This is a genomic window from Pedobacter sp. KH_004 (genome assembly GCF_057840755.1).
In genome coordinates, this window is sequence record NZ_CM174519.1 from 2,046,249 (window position 1) to 2,070,459 (window position 24,211).

A 24,211-nucleotide genomic window follows, 5' to 3' on the forward strand; every position below is an offset into this window, starting at 1 on the left:
AAAATAAAGGGTATAAAAAAAGCTTCAGAAATTCTGAAGCTTTTTTTATGGACTAAATAACTATTATTTTCTGCTCTTAATATCAACGAACGCCCTATCAGTTTCACCAACGTAAATTTGACGTGGACGACCAATCGGCTCTTTATTTTCATGCATTTCTTTCCATTGAGCAATCCATCCCGGTAAGCGACCCAGAGCAAATAACACGGTAAACATTTCAGATGGAAATCCCAATGCTCTGTAAATGATGCCTGAGTAGAAATCTACGTTTGGATATAACTTTCTATCGATGAAATATTGATCAGTTAATGCTGCCTCTTCTAATTTTTTAGCTATCTCTAAAATAGGATCATCAATACCCAAGTTTTCCAAAATATCATCACAAGCTTTTTTGATGATTTTTGCTCTTGGATCAAAGTTTTTATAAACTCTGTGTCCGAATCCCATCATACGGAAAGGATCATTTTTATCTTTCGCTTTGGCAATCCATTTCTCTGTATCTCCGCCATCGTTCTTAATTAGCTCAAGCATATCGATAACAGCTTGGTTTGCACCACCATGTAATGGCCCCCAAAGTGCCGCGATACCTGCCGCAACCGAAGCATACAAATTACAATCTGATGAGCCCACTATTCGAACAGTAGATGTTGAGCAATTTTGCTCATGATCTGCATGTAAAATCAGTAACTTGTTCATGGCATTCACAACAACCGGGTTTACATCGTAATCCTCAGTACGTTGTCCAAATGTCATCCATAGGAAATTGGTTACATAATCATACTTATTTTTAGGATAAATAAGCGGATGACCCAATGATTTTTTATAAATAAAGGAGACGATTGTAGGTAGCTTAGCCAATAACTTAATGATGGTTAGATTTTGCTCCTCAGCAGTTTGGTTAGGCTTTAAACACTCTGGATAGAATGTTGATAGTGAGAAAATTAAAGAACCAAGTTGACCCATTGGATGAGATCTTGACGGATAACCATCGAAAAATTTCTTCATATCCTCGTGAATCAAGGTATGCTTACTTATTTCGCCTTGGAATGCATCTAATTGCTCTTGAGTTGGCAAATCACCATATACGATCAAATATGATACCTCTAAAAAGCTGGATTTTTCGGCAAGTTCTTCTATAGAATATCCTCTATATTTTAAGATTCCTTTTTCACCATCTAAAAAAGTGATTTTACTTTTTGTAGAACCAGTATTTTTAAAACCAGTATCTAAGGTTACAAAGCCTGTAAGATCTCTTAACTTAGAGATATCAATGGCCTTTTCATCTTCTGTTCCTGTAATTACTGGCAATTCTACTGTCTTACCATCAACTTTAATCTCTGCAATATCTGACATATTATTGTATTGTGTTTATAGCTTTCTAAATTATATAAAATTAATATACATGCATAACAAATCTGTTAAATTAATATGAATAATCAGTCAAAAAGACGTAACAATCATGCTTAATTTTTCCCGACATTCATGCTATTTTGATTTAATCTCCTCTGCAACTCTTCCACACTCAAGCATCTCATTACCATAATATGGGTTTTTGATTTCCTTTTCTTTCGATAGCCAGTCTCCTCCATCTCCCTTGTTAGCCATTGGACAATGTTGAACATAAAGTGTTCCTGATTCTATCTCTGTTGATTTGAATAAGGCAATGATATCTGCGCTCAAAACGGTAAAATTTTTGCGCTGTACGTCAAGGTCATTAGCACTGGCAATTTTAGCTGCTATTTCTGCCGTGGGTTCACAGCCTTCGTAATTTGCTAAACTTTTCTCTAACGCCTTAGCAGATTTTTGCCCAACTGCAGAATCTGAAGCTACCAACGCATTTTTAAGATCTACATATTGATTTAATATTTCTGATTTTTTAACATCGTTGATCTTTACCTCATTTGATGCCTTCGCTGCGTTGTTCTGGGAAGTGTCTTTATCTCCTGTAGCTTTTTTCTCCGCTTGGTTGCAGGCCAGTAATGTAGCAAATATGGCAATGCCGAATATTTTTTTCATTGTATTTGGTTTTCCGCTCAAAATAGCAATTATAATATTAATTAAACAAAAAAAGCCCCGCAAATTGCGAGGCTCATTAAATATATGATGCTATAATTATAATTTAAAATTATAAGCGATTCTTAAAGCAAACTGACCTGTTTGTCTGAAATAAGTTGTAGAAGCTACGTCATTTACATAACCTTCATATCTTGCACCAATATCAAGACCATTATCCCACTCGTAACCAAGACCACCTGTATAAATAAAGTTAGTTTTAGCGCCATCTTCAATACCGAAACCTGCACCAGCTTCTGCAGCTAAATACATTCTTTCAATAGCAAAAACTTTAACACCACCTTTGGCTGGAATAAAACCAAAATCTAAAGAGTTATTTCTGCCTTTAAGTTTTGTATAACCTCCAGATGCTGTAATAGCAACATCTTTAGTTAAATCCCATTGAAGTTTTAAATCGGCGCCATAAGCATACTCCATTGGAGAACTTTTCTTGAACAAACCACCATTTAATCCCACTCCTACCTTAAAGGCCATTCCATTGTTGGTAGATCCGGCATCCATAGTTGTCATGGTTTGTGCATTTAGGTTTGATCCTGTAAAAACAGCACCTGCGACAAGTGCAGCTGCAAAAAATTTAGTAATTGTTTTCATGTTAGATAAATTTAAATTATTAATTAAGGGTTTTGGATTATATACGATAAATTGATTCTAACAGATTTTACAATTTTCATTTTATTCAGAAATTTTTAAAATAAAAAAAAGCCCTGACTTTCGTCAAGGCTTTTTCGAATTATTTTATTGATGGATTACAAGCTAAATCCGTAAGCTAAACGTAAACCGAAATAACCAGTGTTAACACTATTTTGCGATAATCCTTCATATTTTACACCTAAATCCAATCCATTATCCCAAGAATAACCAACTGCTGGTGAATAAACAAATGATGTTCCGCTACCTTCATTAGTACCAAAACCAGCACCTAATTCTGCTAAGCCATACAAGCCAGATCCAGACTGATCAAAGAAATATTTAGCACCAACTTTAACTGGGATATATCCGAAGCTAGGATAATTAAATCCTGTATCGCCAATTTCTTTACCGCTGAAGTGAGTATAACCCGCTGTAACAGGGATTGATAATTGTTTGTCTACATTAAATTGGTAACGAAGATCTCCGCCAATTGCGAAACTATAAGCATCGCTAGTCGGTACGCCAACATTTAGCCCAATACCGAAGTTACGAGATTGTGCATTAACATTTGTTGTAAAGAATAGAGCCACTACAGCTGCTGAGGTAGCAATAATTTTAGTAATTGTTTTCATTATAAGTTATTTTTTTGAGTTAAACTATATGTGAAACAAATACAAAATATGTGCCAAAAGAGCTTTTTTGTTTAATGAAGCGGTTAACGTAATAAGAACGTGCTTATTATGATTTTCCGAAAATAAACTAAAATGAAATTTTTGCCAAAATCTGTTTAGTTATTTGGTTAGTAGGAAATGATGCATTAAGCCAATTTATTAGAACACCGTCTTTTTCCATTTTTCTAAAAAATGTATTTTGGCGTTTCGCATATTGGCAAATAGCAATTCCTAACCTCAATTTAAATTCATCATAATCCAATAGGCCATTTAAGTAGTTCACAATAAATTTATACTCCAACCCATAAAAAACTAGCATATCTTTTGAAACTCCGCCTGAAATTAAATTCTCAACTTCATCGATCATGCCTGATGATAAACGATCATCCAATCGTTTTAAAATCTTCGCTCTGGTTACTTCAACCTCGCTTTTAAGTCCGAAAACAATAGGATTTATTTTTGGAGCTGTATTTATGGTTATATCGTTGTGCGCTAAAAAAGTAGCAACTTCAATTCCCCTTATCAATCTTTTCTTAGAATTCAAATCAACATAATCTACATCGTTATAATCTTTAAGCCTCGATATTAACTCATCCTTCGTTTCAAGTTGCAATTTTTCTCTTAAAATTTCATTTACAGGAACGGCGGTATATTCCTGGCTTTGAAGTAAGCTATGGATATACATGCCAGTACCACCACATAAAACAGGAACTCGACCCCTAGCAGTAATATCGGCAAATACCCGATAAAAATCGTTTTTAAAGGCATCTACGTGATATCTTTCCCCAGCCTCCAGGATATCTATCAAATGATATGGTATTTTACTATTTTGAATCGTGTATTCATCAAGATCTTTCCCAGTTCCAATATCCATTTTTTTAAAGACCTGGCGACTATCGGCGCTAATTATTTCTCCGTTAATGGCGTGTGCAACATGGGCTGCTAATTTTGTTTTACCTGAAGCAGTTGCTCCCAAAATAATAATAAGATTAAAATCTTTCATGTTAAAATTTCAGGATATACTTTAGACTTCCAGTGTTAAATACGGCGGCAGATGACAATGAATTCTCTTTGATTATGATCCGATTTAAATTTATATCTAACGAAAAAAACTGTGGATTTAATAGATCGGTTTGAATAAAGTTTAACTTTTGGTAAACATCTCCCGCCGACCAATCCCGATCAGCATAAGTCATGATATCATCAGGATTATACAACGCTGAAAAGTGCGTGATGACCTTACTTAGTCCTCCAATAACAGAATATCCAGACTTCACCGCAAACCTGATCAATTCTGCTGATTTATAATTTTCTTCATAATTCATTTTGCGAAGTGCAGAAAAAGTACCAACAGCTACTAATTTATCTTTCTCAAACAACCCAAATTTGTGCCTGCTACTTACAAAACCCTGTAAGTGATTTTCGTTTAGAAATGTTTGCGCAACAGACTTATCAATTTTCTGAACAATGGTTTTTCTTCCGTGTATCCTTTTATTTAATCCTAAGATAGACGCAATTCTTCCCAAAACCTGGTTAGAGTTATTAAACCAAACATCTTCCCATAAATGAATAAGCTTGATTCCCTTGATTAAGTATGATTGCTGTAGATCAATGAGTTGGCTAGGCGTAAACGTATTGTCGATATTTACTAAATGGATAACAACGGATTGATTATGAATAGAAAGCAAATTAAACTCATCTTCCAAAAAAAAACGGCACTCCACATTGAAATCAGCTAGCGCAGATTTAAGTTGTGTGTGCCATGCAAATATCATGGGTGGTTGGATACTGTTCAATTATTCGATTAATTTGCTGATTGGCGCAAAATTAATCAAACAACTTTAAATCCATTCATTTTCTTTAAAGTGAGTGTGAAGAATTTCAACTAACGTTTCTATCTCTTTCAATTTAGCTTCATCTAATTCTGAAATTTTCAATCCCAGTTTATCATTCCCAAAGCTAACAAGGTCTTGGTTTTTAAATGTGAAATCTTTGCTGTTCAGCTTAAGTTCTACCTCGCTTCCATTGATGTACAAGCCCACGAAAAATCTTTCAGTAACTTTAATGTCGTCGTATTGAATATTTTTTTCGCTGTAAAGATCGTAACCCGTTTCAGAATTTTCGTGTACCGTATAACCTCGAGTGGCATATGGTTGTACACTGGCTCTTATGGTTTGAAAAATTTCTACAAGATCGGTTTTCATATCAGTTGATTTTTAGTTTTTAAACAGCAGAACTATATTTTTGTTTAAATTTTATTAATCAAGCCACCATTTGAAAGTTGGCATTTCAGTGTTTAAAACCACGGTTTCGCCTAATTGAGGAGTAACAATTGGCATCTGTTTTTCATGGGCTGCATCAACCACTCTTCGTATAGAATCATCCCAAGGATGCATGGCTAAGCTGAACTTGCCCCAGTGCACAGGCATTAGCACTTTTGCATTTAAATCAATCGCCGCCTGTACAGTTTCTTCGGGAAACATATGTATATGAGGCCAATAGGCATTGTACTGCCCACATTCGAGTAGAGCAATATCAAATGAACCGAACCTGGTTCCAATTTCTTTAAAATGATTATCGTATCCGGAATCTCCGCCTAGAAAAAGTTTCCAATTTTTATACTCCAGCACAAACGCCGACCAAAGTGTTTGATTACGTTTGAATTTTCGTCCTGTAAAATGCTTTGCCGGTACCGCTGTAAAGGTAATTCCATTCAACAAACTAGTAGATTCATTCCAACACAACTCTTTAATTTTTGTTGGAGAAATCCCCCATCTTTCCAAATGTGAGCCCACCCCTATTGATGTAATAATGTTGGCGGTTTTGGGAGCCAATGTTATGATGCTTTGATAGTCCAAATGATCATAATGATCATGAGTGATTAAAATCACATCAAGATCTTTAAAATCTTCAGCTTTCACAAAGTCAGTCCCCGCAAAAGCTTTACTCCCAATAAAAGAAAATGGAGACGGTACCTGACTAAAAACTGGATCAACTAAAATCCTTAAACCATCTATTTTAACTAAATAAGAAGAGTGGCCAAACCAAATAATCTCTGGAGCAGCCGTTGCTGGTTTACTATTTAAATCCGGTTGGATATGTTTTAAAGATTTTTGAGGAATCTTATTTGGATGTTTATCGAACAAGAAAGCTTTCAGTACCTTCAAGAAACTTACGCCTTCAGGCTGCATTGGGGTGATCGATTGATTTTGTAAAGCACCATCACGATAATTGCTCAATTGATGGATTCTCTCAAGTCTTAATCCTCTTGGTAATCTTCCAAAAACAGGAAGGTTGGTGATCACTAAAAATAAGACGACAAATAAGAGTAAAAAATATAGCGCAATCATTAAGAAAAATTTTGGCCAATGTACGGATTAGATTGACCATCACTTCAATACTTAAGTCAGCGGAAAGCAAAATAAAAAGCCCCAGAAATGTGCTGGGGCCTTTGGTAATTTCAATAAAAATTAATTTTGAACGTTTTAAAGTGATAACTTTGATATCGGCTCAACATATAGCTTAGATAACTTATGTAATTCAAGTGAATTCATTTATTTGAAGTGCCATTAAACGGGGAGTGGTTATAACACTTCTCGTTTTACTTCATCACTTGCTTAGTGATCGCAAAATCGCTTCCTATCAATAATCATCATTTTGAGCAAATATTGGCTTTCTGCTCATCCATTTGCCTCCTGTAAAATCTGGAAACTCCACTGTTTCGTTTCCTAACTCTATTGATTGTTCACTTAACGGTGTAATGGCACTCCAGGTTGCAGCGTCATAAACATCAAGCGGTGTAGGTACGTTTCTTTTGGCTGATTCGATGAACGCGTTTATCACAAAGAAATCCATACCTCCATGTCCTGCACCCTGGGCATCATTTCCGTATTTTTTCCATAGCGGATGATCATACTTTTCGAGCCACTCTTTAGCATTATCCCAGGCATGTGGCTTGCTTATGCCTTCTACATAAATACTCTTGTTCACATCCATCCATAAACCCTTTGTACCCTGAAAACGGAAACCTAAAGAGTAAGGGCGTGGTAAATTAGTATCATGCTGCAAAATAATCGTTTCGCCATTTGCACAATCAATTGTGGTCGTTACAATATCTCCTAATCTGAAATTCACTTTAGCATTCGGATGGTTTGCACCTCCTTTTTCAACAATATAGTTATGCAAGCCACGAGATTTGGTTGCAAAGGAATTTAACTTCAAAAACCGGTTTCCCCTATTAATATCTATACATTGAGCAATCGGGCCGACACCATGTGTAGGATATAAATCACCATTGCGATGAACAGAATGGTTTGTTCTCCACTTGGCTTCCGAAAATCCTTTCTCCCCAAATTCTACCCCATGTCCGTATGGATTAACACCATCGTTAAATTTAACTTCCCTTAAATCGTGCTGGTAACCGCCTTGAAAATGAATCATCTCTCCGAAAACACCCTGGCGAACCATGTTCAACGCTGCAAGAACGTCTCTCCGGTAACAAACATTTTCAAGCATCATCACTTGTGCATTACCTTTTTCTGCAGCGTGTACCACATCCCAATGATCTTGCAGGTTAATTCCCAACGATACTTCGGATCCTACGTATTTTATGCCTGCATCTATTGCACCGATCATCATTGGTTTATGCAGTTCCCATGGAGTAGAAATGATTACAGCTTTAATGCCTTTTAGTTCCAACATTTTTCTCCAGGCATTTTCATCACCGGTAAAAATCTTTGGCATTGGCTTACCGCTTTTCGCAACTATGGCTTTACTCATTGTTAACATTCTGTCGTCTATATCGCAGATAGCCACCAATTCTACATCATTTCTTTTCAAAAGCAATTCCAAATGGTTTTGGCCCCTTAAACCTACTCCGATCATCACCACTTTAATTTTATCATCAACGGGTGATGCAAAAATAGATTGATCTGGAAGGGCTGCAAAAGCAGCAGTGGTTAATCCTGCGTTTCTAACAAACTGTCTTCTGTCCATAAAGCTCAAATATTTTATATTGGTTACCAATTAAAGATATTCGAATGTATCGATATTTAGATCTTGATTATAGGAAATGGAGTAAAAAAACAACGCAAACGTTTGATTAATTTCGTAATATTACATCACGAAGAAGTAGTTTAGCAGTCAAAATGCAATCCAAACCAACCACTATAAAAGAAATCGCCAGGCTTTTGAACATTTCTCCTTCTAGCGTATCTAGAGGCTTACATGATCATCCCAGTATTGGAGCAGTAACAAGAGAGAAAATTAAGCAGTTGGCAAAATCACTTAACTATGAACCAAATAATGCTGCAATTTTATTTCAAAAGGGCAAAACCTATACCATCGGTGTAATTTTACCTGAACTATCAGAGCATTTTTTCTCCACAGCTATATCTGCGATTGAAGATGAGGCATTAAAAAAGAATTATACTGTAATTTTTGCCCAATCGCACGATGATTATGATCAGGAAGTGAAGTTGGTAGAAAAGATGAAAAACCAACGTGTTGATGGCTTGTTGGTTTCTATCAGTAAAGACACTTCTAAATTTGATCACTTTGAAAAATTAAATTCTTTTAATATTCCTGTCGTTTTTTTCGACCGCATTCCTCCCTTTAAAAATGTTCATTATGTAGCTTGCAGCTTAGAAAGCGCAACGGTTAAGGCTATAAATTACCTACTTAAAAAAGGCCATAGAAGCATTGGAATGATAAATGGCCCGACCACCTTGTTCGCGAGCGACGAAAGAAAAGATGGTTATATGCAAGCCATTACCTTTAACCGGCTGAAGTTCGATCCGTCTTTAATTGTTAACTGCGATTTAACTGAAAAAGGCACTATAGAAGCTGCCAATCAATTTTTAAATCATAAAAGGAAACCAACTGCAATTGTAGCCTTCAATGATTATGTTGCCCTATTTTTGATCAAATATTTTAAGAAAATCAATGTAATTAATGATTTCGATATCGTTAGTTACGCTAATTTACCCATTATAAGCTATATAGATCATTCTCCAGTTGCATCAGTAGAACAATATCCCTATTTACAGGGACAGAAGGCCGCAAACATTCTTCTCGATTTAATGAATAGTCCTAAGTCAGAAAACCAGGCATTTTATAACACCATAGTAGAATCAGACCTGATTGTAAACGAAGGCAAAGATTAATCAACACAAACGTTTGCGTGGAGTTTTAGATTTTGTTCAAACTTCCTGGTAAAATTTTATAAAGCTTTTTAAAAGCGTATATAAAGTGCTGTGGATTTTTATAACCTACTAAATACGATACCTCACTTACACTTTTTTTATCCTGAGTTAGGAAATGGTAAGCCTGTTCCATTCTAATTTTATACAAATAACCAAATACGGTATATCCCGTAATTTCTTTAAAACCACGTTTAAGCTTGTAATCGTTTATACCAACCTTTCTTGCTAACTCGACAAGCGAATGCGGTTTTTGGAGATCAGACTCCACCAGCTTCTTTGCTAATAGAATTTTATCCACATCATCTTTCTTAATAAGAAAGCTCTCTGGCTTAGGTTGCTGATCGATATAGTAAATAATCAGTTCAAAAATTTTAGATTCGATAAACAACCGATTTGCTCTACCAGCATATTTTGAATTGATAATGGATTGAAATAGTAGCTCCATTTCTGATGTTACCGTTTTCTCTTTTTGAAACGATTCTGCTTCGAATGTTTTATTGGCGATTCTTTGATAGTAGGATGAGGTAAGTTGAATATATAAATATTTAACCCTCCCATTAATATGGAGTACGGTATTGTTTAATTGCCCGAAAGCAATAGACTGTTGATTAGCGTTTATAATGACCGGGTCACTTGCTTCATCGGCATTATTAATGAAAAGTACTCCTTCAATGCAATACAGAAAGCCAATATTTTCTTGAGCTGAGCTGTATCTAAAATCTCTAGGCCGATTGCTTTCAATGTCTGCAACAGTAACATGGATGCCTTCAAACCATTTCTCGCTGATTTTTATTTGATAATCAGCATTCGCTATTTCGCTACTGTGTTCATCAATATCCTTTGCAACTTCGAAATTATATGGACATGTATTTGAATAAATAGGCTCTTCTGTAGCATAGTCTGATATTTTAATTCCCATTTTTTTTAATCCGTATCACGGCATTAATTATCCGTTTGGCGTTATCTGATGTTTCTGATTATCGACAAATTTGCACAATTATTTATAATTAGTCTAAATAAATGAAAATATATTTATCCATCTTTTTAATGTGTTGTGGATTTTTAACTGTTGCTCAGGAAATTAGAACAGATACCATCAAGGCAACTGACTTGAAAGATGTTGTGGTTACTGGTCAGTTTGGTCCTCAATCGTTAAAAAATTCAGTTTACAATGTGCGAACGATCAGTGCAGAAAAAATTCTTTTACGTGGAGCTGTTAACTTACAGCAAGTTTTAAATACAGAATTAGGTTTCAGGTTTAGTAATGATTTAACATTAGGGACTACCGATGTAACCATAATGGGCATGACAGGTAGAAATGTTAAGGTTTTACTGGATGGTGTACCCATGATTGATCGATCGGATACAAGGGAAAGTTTAAACCAAATTGATATTAATACCATTGAACGTATTGAAATTGTTGAAGGGCCAATGTCGGTTGTTTACGGGGCTGATGCCTTAGCTGGTGTGATTAATATTATTACCAAACGTGCTGGAAAATCCTTGTTAAATATCACAGCAAGATTGCAAGAGGAAACTGTTGGAAACGAGTACAAAGCATTTTCGGACAAAGGAAATCACGTTCAAAATTTTGGGTTAAGTTGGCAAGACAACGGCTGGAGTGCCTTGTTTGGCATAACGCATAACAATTTTGCTGGCTGGAACATTAAACCAAGCACTACTTCCAGAGACATTGTTGATCAGGATTTGGCGAGTGGCAATCGGTGGAAACCAAAAGAGCAGTGGCTTGCCAATACAAAGATTGGGTATAGAAATAAAGATTTTAATATTTGGTACAGATTGGATGGCCTTAAGGAAGAAATTATTAGCCGTGGCGGTATGAATAAGCTGAATTACATCGCTGAATGGCAGACTTATAATACCATGCGTTACACCAATCAATTACAATCTGAATGGAGGTTAAGTAATTCATTACAATTAACTGCCATAGCTGGTTATTCAGATTTGAAACGTTTAACTAAAACTATTAATCACAATTTCAGTACAGGTGCAGATGTGCTCAGTACCGAACAAGGAAAGCAGGATACTGCCAAATTTAACTCCACTATTTTCAGGGCTACAGCACAATATATTTTAAATTCCAAAATTTCCTTTCAACCAGGTTTTGAATTTAACAGAGATGCAGCAAGTGGGCAACGAATTAATGGTTCGCCAGTAATAAACGATTATGCGCTTTTCATTTCATCAGAGATTAAACCTATTGAAGGGATAAATATCAGGCCGGGATTAAGATTTGTCAAAAATTCGGTATACCCCGCTCCTCCTGTTATTCCATCACTAAACACAAAGTTTGTTTTAGGCGAGAATTTCGATTTGAGATTGGCTTACGCCCGTGGCTTTAGATCGCCAGCGCTGAGAGAGTTATACTATGATTTTGTTGATGCCAGTCATAACATTATTGGTAATCCAAACTTGAAAGCAGAAGAGTCAAATAGCTTTAATGGCTCATTAACCTGGACGGGCTTAAAACTTGACGATTTACAAGTCAGATCAACCTTGGCAGGATTCTATAATCTTTTTAAAAACCGAATCTCATTTGCACAATCGGCACAAGATGCAACGATGACTACGCTATTTAATGTATCAAAATTTAAAACTGTAGGATTTACCTTCGATAATACCATCATCTATAAAAATTTAAACGCAACCATTGGTGCATCCTACATCGGCAGATATAATGAACAATTAGAAAATAATCCCGAGTTGACAATACCTGAATTTTCGTGGTCGCCAGAAATTACCGCAACGATCCTATACAGCCTTCCAAAAATTAGAGGAAACATCAGTCTATTCTACAAATATTCGGGTGTTGTTCCGAGTTATCAAAGTGTAAATACCAATATTACAGATTACCAATTGGTTGAGATTGGTGGGTTCAGCTTAGCAGATTTAATGTTGAACAAAAGCATTTACAAATACATCACCATCAATGCAGGTGTTAAAAACCTGTTTAATGTAACCCGTTTGAGCAATACTTCTACCGCATCTGGAGGCGCACATGATACGGGTGGTGGTGCAGTACCCTATAGCTATGGCCGTTCTTATGTACTTGGCTTAACTTTTAACTGGAACAAATAATTTGAACCCAATAAATAAAAACATGAATAAACGTAACTCAATGATTGCGATTACTGCTTTGGCGATAACTTTTACGGCTTGCAAAAAAGATAGCGAAGAACCTATAATTGTAGTGCCCCCTTCTGATGGAAGTACATTAACCCTTAGCGGTAAAACTGCTGAATCGAATTACGCAAATATTGTTTATGCTGATTTAAGCACTGATAAAGCGACTGCTGTTGACAGGAAAAGTTTCAATTTTGGATTAACTTCAGATAGCAGATTTAGAGTTGTTCTAAATGCAGCCTACCAAACAACAGCTGTAACTACCTCAAAAAGTGATGTCTCTGCTGTGACAGTCGCAGATCCGGGCACCTCTGTAAACCTGAATCATGACATCTCCGACCCCACAACTGTTTCACTTGTTGATAATTGGGATGGTGACGTTACTAAAACGGCAATCCCTGAAATAAGCGCTGTTGATGCGGAGAATAAAGTGTTCTTAATCAGTTTTGAAGGAAGCAAAGAAAAAGAAAAGTGGTTTAAAGTTAAGATTACCCGTAATGGAGCTGGCTATAAAATTCAATATGCAAGATTAGGTGAAACAGCCATTAAAACTTTGGATGTTGCAAAGAATGCCGATTATAACCTGGTTTCCGTTTCACTAGAGAATAATAAAGCTGTAAGTGCTGAACCTAGAAAAACAGAATGGGATTTTGCCTGGAGTTATGGAACATACAATTCTGGCTTAGGTTCACCTTATTGGTTTCAAGATTATATCGCGATTAACAATCTAACGGGTGTTTCTGCAGCGGAAGTTCTAAATACAAGCACATTAACATATGCATCCTTCGCCGAATCAAATCTATCAACTTTAACTTTTTTGACGACCAGAGATGCCATAGGAAGTAAGTGGAGATCAACTACAGGGACAGGTATTAAAACTGACCGTTTCTATGTTGTTAAAGATGACGCTGGTAATATTTATAAATTAAGATTCGTAAGTATGGGTGTTGGAAGCGATGGTGGTGAGCGTGGAAAACCTGTATTTGAATATAAGTTGGTCAAAAAAGGTTAGCTTGAATTATTTGCTCTCAATTAAAAATATGTTTTGTTAGTTGGATAGATGCTCCCCGCGATGGGGAGCTTTATCTTATATAGGGCTTCGGGTTAATTGTTGGATTGATCTATTGTTGCATTGTCACATGCTAATTCCCAAACTGTCTTTTAAAAGTTACTATCTCTAATAAGCAAATTGCCTGTTAGCGTTAGCAACGTTACAAGCTGCTAACTAATAATTAAGATGCCCACTCTTTTGCAGATAGTAAGTTTGGAATAACTATAGCTGCTCAAAATTAACTAAACGCAAAAAGGGCTCCGGCATACCGAAACCCTTTTTGTTCTTACTCGCGAAATATTATTTTCCAGAGTTTTTCTTGTCAGTTACTTCTGCACGGATTTCTTGTGCTAAAACTTTAAGATCTTGCATTGCTTTACGCACACGAGTACCAGCAGCTGCATTGCCAGCATTATAAAATTTTTCTACATCTGCTTCAATCGCAGCAACAGCAGCTTTAACTTTTGAGAATTTTTCCATCGCTAATTGATGTTTTTAAGGTTTAAAAAATTTATTTTTTTCAATAATACATATTTACCTTGAATTAACAACAGAAAGCAAATTTTAATTTGAAAGAAGTTTTGCACATTCTAACAATCAAAAAAATGCCTCAGCAGTATTATAGATGTATTTTTTTGATTTTATCAGGCCGAATTTGGAAACCTAATTAAGCTGTTTTGATAACTTGATCAAATTATTAAAGGTTTCATTAGCACTTCTAACGCATCGCTCGTAATCAGCACTTATAACACTTTCATTCAGTATAGTTACAAAATTTTTCCAATTTGAGCCTAACTCTTCCCCATAAACCCCATAATAGCTTAAACCGCCTTCGTGATTAGAAAAATTAGGGTTAGCCAAAATATGCTTCTTAATTACGTTTCCACCCAGTGTAGCGCCTTCCAGCACATATAATGCGCCTAACACTTCTGCATTGTTTTTTTCAGGCACAAATAATTCGAAGTTAAGCGCTGGCAAAGTCAAACTATCAATTTGCCAATACGCCAGGTCCTTTTCCAGCGCAGCTAATTTTAGTCTGTTCTTCATATCCAATCGATCAGCCAAATCATTATCTAACATATTGGCTAACTTATTTTCTAATTTTTGATGTATAATGTAATTAATGGTTAATAGTTTTTTATAGTTTTCAATGCTTAATGTATTGTTCATAATTTCATTTACAAACATTAAAGATTCTAATGCCGCATGATTTTCAGCGGTTTCCGTTCTCAATAAATTGGCAATCATATCTAAGTGATATCTAAAATTAAATTGTAAAAAAGAAAAGATTCGGATTGAAGCCCGAATCTTTATTGTTATATCTAGAAAAATTAATTCAAACGTAAATGCTGGTTAAACCAAAAATCGTGTACGGAGTGAACACATTTCAGTAAGTTATCATAGCCATCGGGTTTGGTTAAATAAGCATTGGCACCAAACTCTATTGATGCTTTTACATCATCCGGATGATCTGAGGTGGAGAATAAAATAACCGGAACAGATTTTAGGTAAGGAATATCTCTGATAAATTTCAATAAATCTAACCCAGATAAACCTGGTAAGTTTAAATCCAATAAAATTAATTTAGGTTTTGTTTTAGTATCAGCGAAAGCCTGCAATTTTTCCAAAGCCTCTTTGCCGTCTTCTACAATACTTAAATTTAGTGTTTCTTTAACTTCTTGTACGGCGTTCTGCATAAAAAATGCATAATCCGTATCATCTTCTACATAAAATATGTCTGGCGTCATTCTATTTATTTTTAAAAGCCACATAGAAAGTTGAACCTGCATGGAGTTTGCTTTCAAACCAAACCCTACCGTTATGTCTTTCAACTATTCTTTTTACAATGGCTAAACCCACACCTGTTCCCTCAATATCCTTAACATTTTCCATGCGCTTAAAAAGCTCAAAGACCCTGTCGTAATAACGGTTATCAATTCCCATACCATTATCTTTAATCGCATAAATAGTTTCTCCACCATCTATAACAGCACTCACTTCAATTTTAGGGCTTTTAACCATTGATGAGTATTTTACAGCATTGCTGATAAGATTTGTAAAAACTTGAGCGATCATTGTTTTATCACCTTTCAGATCAAACAATTGCCCTAAAATCAATTCGGCATTGTCTGCTTTAAAAGCCGACCACACTTCAGCGCTAACCTCAGCTAACAACGATTGCATATTTACCGTCTCAAAAACGATTTCAGAACGGCCTACACGAGCTAAATTTAAAATCTCCTTGATTAGAAAATTCATTTTATTAGCACTGTTAACAATCCTATCCAGCATGCTTTTTCCCTTATCATCCAGCGTTTTGTTTTTCAACATCAGCTCTGCATAGGTTTTTATAGAGGTAAGTGGTGTTCTCAAATCGTGAGAAATGGTATAACTAAAAGTATCCAGTTCCTCATAAGCTGATTGTAGTTTCTCATTTAACAATCTAATCTCGTTGGCTTTCTTATTAATGTGAGCAACGATGATTTCCCGGATGCGCAAAACGGAAGTAATCTCTTCCGGCATCCATTTCTCGGAGGTATTATTAACCACTTCTGACCAAGTTTCGAAAGACTTTCTTGGAGATAGACTCGCTAATCCATCCACAAAAGCGGTTACAGGTTTATCAGGATTTCCTGCCCAATTAACGGTAGATATTTGTTCCGGCTTAAACCAGATCATGATTTCAACAGGATCTTTACTTAGCGAACATGCCAATATTCCAGATGCTATGTCTTTATACTTTTTCGCTGGATGAAAAATTTCGGAAAGCCGATGCGTATAATAAATCGATTCGTCGCTATTATCTTTAAGCCACGCTACTAACTCCCATATTGACTCATCATCCGGAACCTCACCAATTGTTTTTAGCTCGTTTTCGAAAACAATCGCCACACCGGTTCCATGAGTAACATTCAGTAACGTTTTATCGTAATTGGTTAGTGCTTCAACTAGATACTTATCTCTATTGAGGTGTTCAGATAGTACATTTGCAGTGTTGTTGAATAATTCCACTGTTTCCGAATTTTCTTCTTCCTGTCTGTATTCCAATGCAGAAGACAAAATTTCGCCAATGAGCTTAGCGCCTTCGCGAGCTTTATAATCTATAAATTTAGGACTATAATTATGACAAGCAATCAAACCCCATAACTCGCCATTTGCGATTAACGAAATACTAAAGCTCGAATACACCCCCATATTTTTTAAATATTGGATATGGATAGGCGAAACAGCTCGCAAACTTCCGTTAGTTAAATCTAATGCGGTGGCTTCGTTGAAAGTTATTATAGGAGAATCATCGGTATTAACATCTGCAATTAGGCGTGTTAAATTTAGCTTATACAATTCTCTTGCTTGTTTCGGAATATCTGTCGCTGGATAATGTAAACCAAAGAATGGCTCTAAATGATCTTCCCTTTCTTCGGCTACTACTTCTCCGTGTCCATCATCTAAAAACTTATAAATCATGATACGATCATAACCAATAAGCTTTTTAACTTCGGAAGCGGCTCCTTTTAATAAGGCTGATACCGATTTACCTTGCAGCATTGCAGAGGCCGATCTGCCAACTAAACTTTGAATATCATATTGTAAACTTACTGGCTCGAATTCTAAAAGCCAATCGTTAACTGAAGTATTTATAATAAGATAAAATGGCTTTTCATTTATTTCAATAGGATATGGACTAATAGCATCGAAGCTTTTTCTGATTACCCCTAACTTTAATAAGTTTTCGATATTAAAATCAGGTTCATGAACGAAATGATTTGACAATACTGAAATAGGCTGATCCAATAAATTTTTAGCTGGAGTAGAAAGATAATCGCTTGTGTTCTCACTTATATAGGTGATAGTGAAATCAATTTTATTGATAGCGATTAGAAAACCATGCGACTGAATTTTGCCGGGAATGTGAATAGGCTCTTTATCACAATTGGTTAAATCAACAGAAAATTTATTCATAGGATGTATTAGCACTTACAAAAGTATTAGAATTTTCTAAATGGCAAATATTACTGTTCTTTTAGAATGACTCTAATTTGCTATATTCAGTTTAGAGATTTATTTTTTATTTTATCTTTGTTCAAAATTTAAAAATCATCCCAACCTTGTCAAAAAAGAACATTTTGGTTATAGAAGATAACCATGCAATTTTAGATGTTATTACTCTTATTTTAGAAAGCGAAGCTTTTAATGTAGCGGGGTTAAACAAAGGCGCAGATTTTATTGAGCATGTATCCGAGTTTAATCCAGATGTTATCATCATGGATATCATGCTGCCGGATATTGACGGAAGAGTTCTTTTGAAAGAATTGAAAGAGAAAGACTCAACCAGCCATATTCCTGTGTTAATGATTTCCGCCCGTTATAACGCCACTAATTATACTCTTGATGGAGTTTCTGCAGATGACTTTATGGCAAAGCCGTTTAATATTGATGAGCTGATGGATAAGATTTATGCACTTCTGAAAGCATAAATTAGTCTGGCATTCCAGGTAATTTTATCCCGCCATTTTTTAAATTTTTCATTAACTCTTGCTGAAAAGATAACTTGGTATCCATAAACCCATGAGCTTTCACCCAAATGTTCATGGCCACTTTGTAACCACTATCTTCTAAAGTCGATACCCCTATTCTACGTTCTGGAGTGTTGAGGCATTTTTTAAATTCGTCAACCGTTTGATTAAAAACTTTGACTATTTGCTCAAATTCAATACCATAACTAAACTTAATTTCAATATCTAGCCTTCTTACGCCTTCTTTGCTGATGTTAATGATTACTTCATTCGATAATTTACTGTTCGGTATTACTACTGATCTGTTATCGAAAGTTTTCACAATGGTATAGAAAATCTGTATTGATTTTACTGTACCTTCCTGACCCTGAGCAATAATATTATCCCCTACTACAAATGGTTTGAGCAATAGTATCAGCACCCCACTTGCAAAATTTTGTAAAGTACCTGATAGTGCTAAACCGGCGGCTACTCCAATACCACCCACTAATACAGTTAAAAATGTCAGTTGGATTCCGATAATCTGCATTACGGTTAAAACCAAAAGCACTCTTAACGTAATGATGATTAGACTAGTAAGAAATGGTGTTAATGAAGGATTTACTGCCCTCCTCGTCATTGCTGCTTTTGACCATTTACTAAAAATTTTAATGAGCCATAAACCAAAAATTAATACAGCAATGCCTAAAAGAACAGCCGGACCTTTCGCTATTACCCAATCAAAAATTTTATCGTAAAACCGATTAATATTATCCGAATCTATCTTCATAAATTAAACTCACTTACTTTTGTCTTTGTTAGGCGACTCCTTACTCACATCTACTTTTTTAGCGTCTTTTGCCGAAGTAACCTTTTCATCGGCTCCTTTTGCTTTTTCATCTTTTGGTGCAGTAGCTTTGCTTTTTTCTGCCGAAGTTTTTGAATTTTTCATCTGTTTTTAATTATTTAAGTAAACAAAACCCTACTCACTGCATGCGCTACCTGAATTATTCATCCCGATTACGGCGTGAAAGGGAGCGGATTTCATAGTTGAATATTTAATTTAGTTATCAGTAATTAACCACGCTTTGGCTTCTTCTAGTTCATCTGGTTTAAAACCTTTTGATGAACCTGGAGTTGCTATTGAGAATGCATCTGAAAACCATTCTACACTTTTCTCGTGGCTTACAACAGCTATTTTTTTCCATTTTGTGAAATTTTGTAACCCCGCCTTAGCATCTTGAACCCAGGCACCAGCGGTAAAATTCCTTACATCAGTTTCCAACACCAATAAATACCTTATTTCGTCAAATCGATCTGCCGTTCGTTTTAAGCCGGGTAACAATACGTTCTTCAAATCATCACTGGTAACTTCGCCGGTAGCCCTCACACCAAATACATTATCGGGTAACCCTGTAATTTCTGTTAACATATTATTTAATTTTTTATAGAACAAGTTAATTGGTGTAGATGTTTGGAAAGGGATTAAATTCTAAAAGGTTGTATGTATAACCAAACTCTAACTTCCTGATAACGTTATAGAAAAAGCATTTATAAAAACTAAAATTCCTATGAAAACCAATTTATTAAAGTTGTCATCTGCACTTTTTGCGATGGCGATCTCACTATCTGCCTGCACCAGTGGAGATAAAACAACAAACACTACAGATTCTGTAATGGCCGATTCGTCAACTGTCGTAGCGTTGAAACCAGCCGGTCCTCCGCCAGAATGGGGCAAAACAATTAAACCGGAAATGCAAACTGTAATTGAAAAACTAGCAAGTTATGGAGATCAGCCATTGGAAAACTTAGATCCAGCTGCTGCTCGTAAAAACCACACGCCAACTGATGCCGTTATGGATTTAGTGAAGCAAAATGAAATCAAAGTTCCAGCACCTAAAGTTGATACCAGCGGTAAGGACATCAATGTTGCTGGTGGAAAAATTCATGTTCGCATTTATACGCCTAAAGCAGGAAACGGCCCTTATCCTTTGATTGTTTATTATCACGGTGGAGGTTTTGTTATTGCCAATTTAGATGTTTACAATGCTTCTGCACAGGGATTAGCAGAGCAGGTTAATGCTGTAGTGGTATCAGTTGCTTACAGGCTTGCTCCAGAAAATAAATTCCCGACGGCGCACAATGATGCGTTTGCAGCCTATGAATGGGTAGTTAAAAACGCAGTTAGCCTAAAAGGTGATCCAGCGAAAATTGCTGTTGTTGGCGAGAGTGCCGGTGGTAATTTAGCAGCGAATGTATCTATTACGGCAAGAGATAAAAATATAATGATTCCTTTACACGAGGTTTTGATATATCCCATTGCACAATCAAATATGGATACAGAATCTTATAAGCTTTATGCCAATTCTAAACCATTAAATAAAGCAATGATGGGTTGGTTTACAGAAAAATACTTAACCACAATGATTGAAGCACAAAATCCAAAAATTTCGCTGGTAAGCGCCAATCTAAAAGGCTTACCTCCTACCACAATTATCACTGCAGAAATTGACCCTCTGCATGATGATGGAACAATATTAGCCAATAAACTATCTGAAGCTGGCGTGAAGGTGAACAGCAGAAATTATGAAGGCGTAACACATGAATTTTTCGGAATGGCACTTGTTGTTCCAGAAGCTAAAGCGGCTCAAGCTTATGCCGCAGAACAGCTAAAGGCTGCCTTCAAATAAGATAACGAAAAAGGAGGCGATAAGGCCTCCTTTTTTTTTATCCAACATCCTTAAGCTCCTTTTTTTGATCCCAAACTTTGCATCAATTGATCGTATAAATCATCGCTCGTCGCTTTTTGTGGTTTCATTTTCTTCACTGTAGCCCTTTTGCCTTTAGCTTTTGCCTTAATTATCTTTAACAATTCTTCGCTATAATCATCTTTAAAAGCACTTAAATCAAATTTCGAACTATATTGTTTAATCAGCGCTAAACCGACATCCATCTCCTTTTTAGTAATTGTGATATCCGTTACTTTATTAATTTCTGATAAACTTCTAATCTCCTGTTCAAACCGAATTTTGGTAACCACAATAACGCCTTCCATAGGGTGAATAACGCAAAGGTTTTCGGTATTTCTTAAAACAAAGCGAGCTACACCGGCTTTGCCAGATTTTTCTAATGCTTTTAATAGCAGTGCATAAGCCTTTCGACCCTGCTTCTCTGGTTCGGTATAATATGATGTTTCGTAATAAATAGGATTAATCTCTTTGATATCGACAAAATTTTCGAGTTCAATAATTTTAGTTTTTTCCGGTGAAGCTTCTTCGAAATCGTGTTTATCTAAAATAATGTATTTGTCTTTCAGAAAATGTCCCTTAACAATTTTATCAAAAGGTACTTCCTTATGCGTTTTATCATTTACACGCATGTACCTAATTTTTTCATGATCGCGTTCATCAAGCATATCAAAATCCAGGTGCGTAGTTTGCACTCCTGAAAACAATTTTACAGGAATATTAACTAAACCGAATCCAATTGAACCTTTCCAAATCGATCTCATAGCAATAATGTTTAAATTTTATAGGTAACAAGGCGATAATTCATATTGTTTTGTCATAATCAAGAGAAATCTATCGAAAACAAAACCATTTACCATTGGCTATGTTAAATAAGGTATATCAACCTATTAGTACTTATGAAGATTGCATACATATCCACTTATCCTCCACGCGAATGCGGGTTAGCAACATTCAATCAGAATTTAGTTAACGCTTTAAGCTTAAACTCTTCTTATGATGCTCAAAACAGTTTTGTTGTTGCATTAAATGAATCAGATAATCTTGATGAGCATGCCTATCCGAAGGAAGTTAAGTTTGTAATCAGACAGCAGAATCAGCAAGATTATTTAGAAGCTGCAGATTTCATAAATAACAGTGATATCGAAACCTGCATCATCGAACACGAATTTGGAATTTATGGTGGTAATAGCGGGGTATTTTTACTCTCATTTATCAACAGATTAAAAAAGCCTTTCATTACCATCTTGCATACGGTATTAAAAGAACCCAATTTCATGCAGCAAACCATTATTAAAGAGATTGCATTAAAATCTTCGAAAATAGTGGTGATGAGTAAAAAAGCAGTTTTATTTTTAACCAGCATTTACCAAATACCACAATCATCAATAAAATTAATCGAACATGGCGTTCCAGATCTGGAGCCGATTTTAAATAATGAAGTTGCTCAAAGTAAATTATTTAGAAATAGGAAAGTGCTATTCACCTTTGGCTTAATTAGTCGTAATAAGGGATTAGAAACGATGATAAAAGCGCTTCCGAGCATTGTCGCCCAACATCCTGATGTTTTATATGTGATTTTAGGAAACACACATCCAGGTGTTGTTAAACATAATGGAGAGGAATATCGCGATAGCCTTAAAGCTTTGGCTGAGGAGTTGGGTGTGGAAAATAACATTGCATTCGTAAATAAATTTGTTTCTGAAGAAGAATTACATCAATATTTAACTGCCTGCTACATTTATGTTACCCCATATTTAAATGAAGCGCAAATCACCAGTGGAACATTATCATATGCTATTGGAGCAGGTGCAGCTGTAGTTTCTACTCCGTATTGGCATGCGCAAGAATTACTTGCAGATAACAGAGGTAAGTTGTTCGATTTTAAAAACGATGAGCAGCTAGCAAATGTGGTGAATGAATTATTAAATGATCAAAATAAGCATCAACAACTTAAATCAAATTCATACCAATATGGGTTAAATTTAAGGTGGCCGGCTATTGGAAATGTTTACATGAACGTTTTGGAGGAGGCGTTATTCGCAGGTCAGAAACCATCGAGAGTTGTGCCGCCGATTATTGATGTTGAAGGAATGCCGGCTCTAAATTTAAGTCATATCTCTTTGTTGACTGATGATACAGGAATTATACAGCATGCCCGTTTTGGAATTCCGAATTTGAAGGAAGGATACTGTATAGATGATAATGCCAGAGCATTAATTATGGCTTTAATGGCTTTTGAGCAAGATAAAAATCAAAAAGCGCTGAAGTTAATTCCAGTCTATTTAAGTTTCATTCAATACATGCAGCGGGAAGATGGAAATTTTAGGAATTTTTTAAGCTTTAATAGAAATTATCTGGATGAAGTTGGATCTGAAGATTCGTTTGGTCGTACCATTTGGTCATTAGGTTATTTGATAAATGTTGCGCCAAATAACTCTTACCGAGAATTCGGAAGAGAATTATTCTCACATTCCGTTTCTCATTTTAAAAGTTTGAAATATTTGAGAGGCCAGGCTAACACCATCATTGGAGTAGCTTATTATTTAAAAACCCACCATGGTGATGAATTGTTAATCAATGAAATTAACACCTTGGCAAATACACTTAAACAAGCGTATAACATTAATAAAGATGGCGAATGGCATTGGTTTGAAGATATTTTGACTTACGATAACGCCATTTTACCGTTGGCGCTTCTTCATCACTATGAAGCTACCGGTGATACAGAATCGTATAAAATTGCTATGGAGAGTATTGAGTTTTTAAATAATTTTTCATTTGAAAATGGTTATTTGAATCCAGTTGGGAATGATGGTTGGATGAAAAAGCATGGTAAAAATCCAATATATGATCAGCAAGCTATTGAAACAATGGCGATGGTATTGCTTTATGCCAAAACCTACGAGATTACCAAAGAAGAGAAATACCTTAACTTAATGCAGGTGAGTTACGAGTGGTTTTTAGGCAAAAACAGCCTACATATTCCTCTCTACGATTTTGAAACGCATGGCTGTGCCGATGGCTTGCAATTTAACAGTGTGAACAGAAATCAAGGCGCTGAAAGTACGCTAGCTTATTTCATCTCACACCTAGCTGTATTAAAGGCTGCCGAGGCTGAATATGCAACATTATCTTCTCCGTTAGTAGAAAACGAAAAATTAGCAAAATAGACTGTTCGAGCAAATAAAAAAGGCTA

The 24,211-nt window shown here is 35.7% G+C and carries 24 protein-coding genes; 6 read left to right on the forward strand and 18 right to left on the reverse strand.

Going from position 1 to position 24,211, the window contains the following annotated elements; translation table 11 throughout:
* Positions 1-63: 63 nt before the first annotated feature.
* The 9 genes from AC3ITD_RS08760 to AC3ITD_RS08800 form a co-directional block, all read right to left on the reverse strand.
* Positions 64-1,353 carry a citrate synthase gene (locus AC3ITD_RS08760; protein ID WP_489365745.1) on the reverse strand — a complete coding sequence of 430 codons (1,290 nt, stop codon included), beginning with the start codon at positions 1,351-1,353 and terminating at the stop codon, positions 64-66.
* A gap of 132 nt (positions 1,354-1,485) precedes the next feature.
* Complete coding sequence (locus tag AC3ITD_RS08765; RefSeq protein ID WP_489365747.1) at positions 1,486-2,016, reverse strand: DUF3347 domain-containing protein; 531 nt, start codon at positions 2,014-2,016, stop codon at positions 1,486-1,488.
* A 96-nt stretch (positions 2,017-2,112) separates the two neighbouring features.
* A complete protein-coding gene (locus tag AC3ITD_RS08770; protein WP_463486132.1) occupies positions 2,113-2,664 on the reverse strand; it encodes a hypothetical protein in 552 nt (183 codons plus the stop codon).
* Positions 2,665-2,819: 155 nt separating this feature from the next.
* Positions 2,820-3,335 carry an outer membrane beta-barrel protein gene (locus AC3ITD_RS08775; protein ID WP_463486131.1) on the reverse strand — a complete coding sequence of 172 codons (516 nt, stop codon included), beginning with the start codon at positions 3,333-3,335 and terminating at the stop codon, positions 2,820-2,822.
* Between the two features lie 127 nt (positions 3,336-3,462).
* Positions 3,463-4,377, reverse strand: coding sequence for a tRNA (adenosine(37)-N6)-dimethylallyltransferase MiaA (gene miaA / locus AC3ITD_RS08780; RefSeq protein ID WP_489365750.1), 915 nt, complete (start codon positions 4,375-4,377; stop codon positions 3,463-3,465).
* A gap of 1 nt (position 4,378) precedes the next feature.
* Positions 4,379-5,149, reverse strand: a complete 771-nt coding sequence (locus AC3ITD_RS08785) for a hypothetical protein (RefSeq protein ID WP_489365752.1) — start codon at positions 5,147-5,149, stop codon at positions 4,379-4,381.
* A 66-nt stretch (positions 5,150-5,215) separates the two neighbouring features.
* Entirely contained in the window at positions 5,216-5,578 is a 363-nt protein-coding gene (locus AC3ITD_RS08790) for a hypothetical protein (RefSeq protein ID WP_489365754.1), read from the reverse strand.
* A 54-nt stretch (positions 5,579-5,632) separates the two neighbouring features.
* Entirely contained in the window at positions 5,633-6,724 is a 1,092-nt protein-coding gene (locus AC3ITD_RS08795) for an MBL fold metallo-hydrolase (RefSeq protein WP_489365756.1), read from the reverse strand.
* 292 nt (positions 6,725-7,016) lie between these two features.
* Complete coding sequence (locus AC3ITD_RS08800) at positions 7,017-8,369, reverse strand: Gfo/Idh/MocA family protein (protein ID WP_489365758.1); 1,353 nt, start codon at positions 8,367-8,369, stop codon at positions 7,017-7,019.
* 152 nt (positions 8,370-8,521) lie between these two features.
* Between AC3ITD_RS08800 and AC3ITD_RS08805 the strand changes: the two genes are divergently transcribed.
* Entirely contained in the window at positions 8,522-9,538 is a 1,017-nt protein-coding gene (locus AC3ITD_RS08805; protein WP_489365760.1) for a LacI family DNA-binding transcriptional regulator, read from the forward strand.
* A 25-nt stretch (positions 9,539-9,563) separates the two neighbouring features.
* Here the strand turns inward: AC3ITD_RS08805 and AC3ITD_RS08810 are convergent, their stop codons facing one another.
* Positions 9,564-10,496, reverse strand: a complete 933-nt coding sequence (locus AC3ITD_RS08810) for a helix-turn-helix domain-containing protein (RefSeq protein ID WP_489365762.1) — start codon at positions 10,494-10,496, stop codon at positions 9,564-9,566.
* 101 nt (positions 10,497-10,597) lie between these two features.
* Here AC3ITD_RS08810 and AC3ITD_RS08815 point away from each other — a divergent pair, with 101 nt between their 5' ends.
* Positions 10,598-12,676 carry a TonB-dependent receptor plug domain-containing protein gene (locus AC3ITD_RS08815; protein ID WP_489365764.1) on the forward strand — a complete coding sequence of 693 codons (2,079 nt, stop codon included), beginning with the start codon at positions 10,598-10,600 and terminating at the stop codon, positions 12,674-12,676.
* Between the two features lie 22 nt (positions 12,677-12,698).
* Complete coding sequence (locus tag AC3ITD_RS08820; RefSeq protein WP_489365766.1) at positions 12,699-13,733, forward strand: HmuY family protein; 1,035 nt, start codon at positions 12,699-12,701, stop codon at positions 13,731-13,733.
* Between the two features lie 339 nt (positions 13,734-14,072).
* On the opposite strand, the gene AC3ITD_RS08825 is transcribed toward AC3ITD_RS08820, so the two are convergent.
* The 4 genes from AC3ITD_RS08825 to AC3ITD_RS08840 form a co-directional block, all read right to left on the reverse strand.
* The gene (locus AC3ITD_RS08825; RefSeq protein ID WP_010602585.1) at positions 14,073-14,252 is read right to left on the reverse strand and encodes a hypothetical protein; all 180 of its coding nucleotides are present in this window, start codon (positions 14,250-14,252) and stop codon (positions 14,073-14,075) included.
* A 183-nt stretch (positions 14,253-14,435) separates the two neighbouring features.
* Positions 14,436-15,020, reverse strand: a complete 585-nt coding sequence (locus tag AC3ITD_RS08830; RefSeq protein WP_489365769.1) for a biliverdin-producing heme oxygenase — start codon at positions 15,018-15,020, stop codon at positions 14,436-14,438.
* An 83-nt stretch (positions 15,021-15,103) separates the two neighbouring features.
* On the reverse strand, positions 15,104-15,520 hold the full coding sequence (locus AC3ITD_RS08835; protein WP_056849278.1) for a response regulator: 417 nt from the start codon (positions 15,518-15,520) through the stop codon (positions 15,104-15,106).
* Between the two features lies 1 nt (position 15,521).
* Complete coding sequence (locus tag AC3ITD_RS08840; RefSeq protein WP_489365772.1) at positions 15,522-17,732, reverse strand: ATP-binding protein; 2,211 nt, start codon at positions 17,730-17,732, stop codon at positions 15,522-15,524.
* Positions 17,733-17,878: 146 nt separating this feature from the next.
* On the opposite strand from AC3ITD_RS08840, the gene AC3ITD_RS08845 reads away from it, so the two are divergent.
* Positions 17,879-18,247, forward strand: coding sequence for a response regulator transcription factor (locus tag AC3ITD_RS08845; RefSeq protein ID WP_463486119.1), 369 nt, complete (start codon positions 17,879-17,881; stop codon positions 18,245-18,247).
* A gap of 1 nt (position 18,248) precedes the next feature.
* On the opposite strand, the gene AC3ITD_RS08850 is transcribed toward AC3ITD_RS08845, so the two are convergent.
* The 3 genes from AC3ITD_RS08850 to AC3ITD_RS08860 all read right to left on the reverse strand — a co-directional run bounded on the left by AC3ITD_RS08850 (position 18,249) and on the right by AC3ITD_RS08860 (position 19,697).
* Positions 18,249-19,055 (reverse strand): mechanosensitive ion channel family protein, encoded by an 807-nt coding sequence (locus AC3ITD_RS08850; RefSeq protein ID WP_489365774.1) that lies wholly within the window; start codon positions 19,053-19,055, stop codon positions 18,249-18,251.
* 9 nt (positions 19,056-19,064) lie between these two features.
* The gene (locus tag AC3ITD_RS08855) at positions 19,065-19,217 is read right to left on the reverse strand and encodes a hypothetical protein (RefSeq protein WP_265801052.1); all 153 of its coding nucleotides are present in this window, start codon (positions 19,215-19,217) and stop codon (positions 19,065-19,067) included.
* 111 nt (positions 19,218-19,328) lie between these two features.
* Positions 19,329-19,697, reverse strand: coding sequence for a SpoIIAA family protein (locus AC3ITD_RS08860; protein ID WP_489365776.1), 369 nt, complete (start codon positions 19,695-19,697; stop codon positions 19,329-19,331).
* Between the two features lie 139 nt (positions 19,698-19,836).
* Here AC3ITD_RS08860 and AC3ITD_RS08865 point away from each other — a divergent pair, with 139 nt between their 5' ends.
* Positions 19,837-20,955 (forward strand): alpha/beta hydrolase, encoded by a 1,119-nt coding sequence (locus AC3ITD_RS08865; RefSeq protein ID WP_489365778.1) that lies wholly within the window; start codon positions 19,837-19,839, stop codon positions 20,953-20,955.
* Between the two features lie 50 nt (positions 20,956-21,005).
* Here AC3ITD_RS08865 and ku read toward each other — a convergent pair whose 3' ends face one another.
* Positions 21,006-21,776: a non-homologous end joining protein Ku gene (gene ku, locus AC3ITD_RS08870; protein WP_489365780.1), complete on the reverse strand. Its 771-nt coding sequence runs from the start codon at positions 21,774-21,776 to the stop codon at positions 21,006-21,008.
* A gap of 135 nt (positions 21,777-21,911) precedes the next feature.
* Between ku and AC3ITD_RS08875 the strand changes: the two genes are divergently transcribed.
* A complete protein-coding gene (locus tag AC3ITD_RS08875; protein WP_489365782.1) occupies positions 21,912-24,185 on the forward strand; it encodes a glycosyltransferase family 4 protein in 2,274 nt (757 codons plus the stop codon).
* Positions 24,186-24,211: the final 26 nt, after the last annotated feature.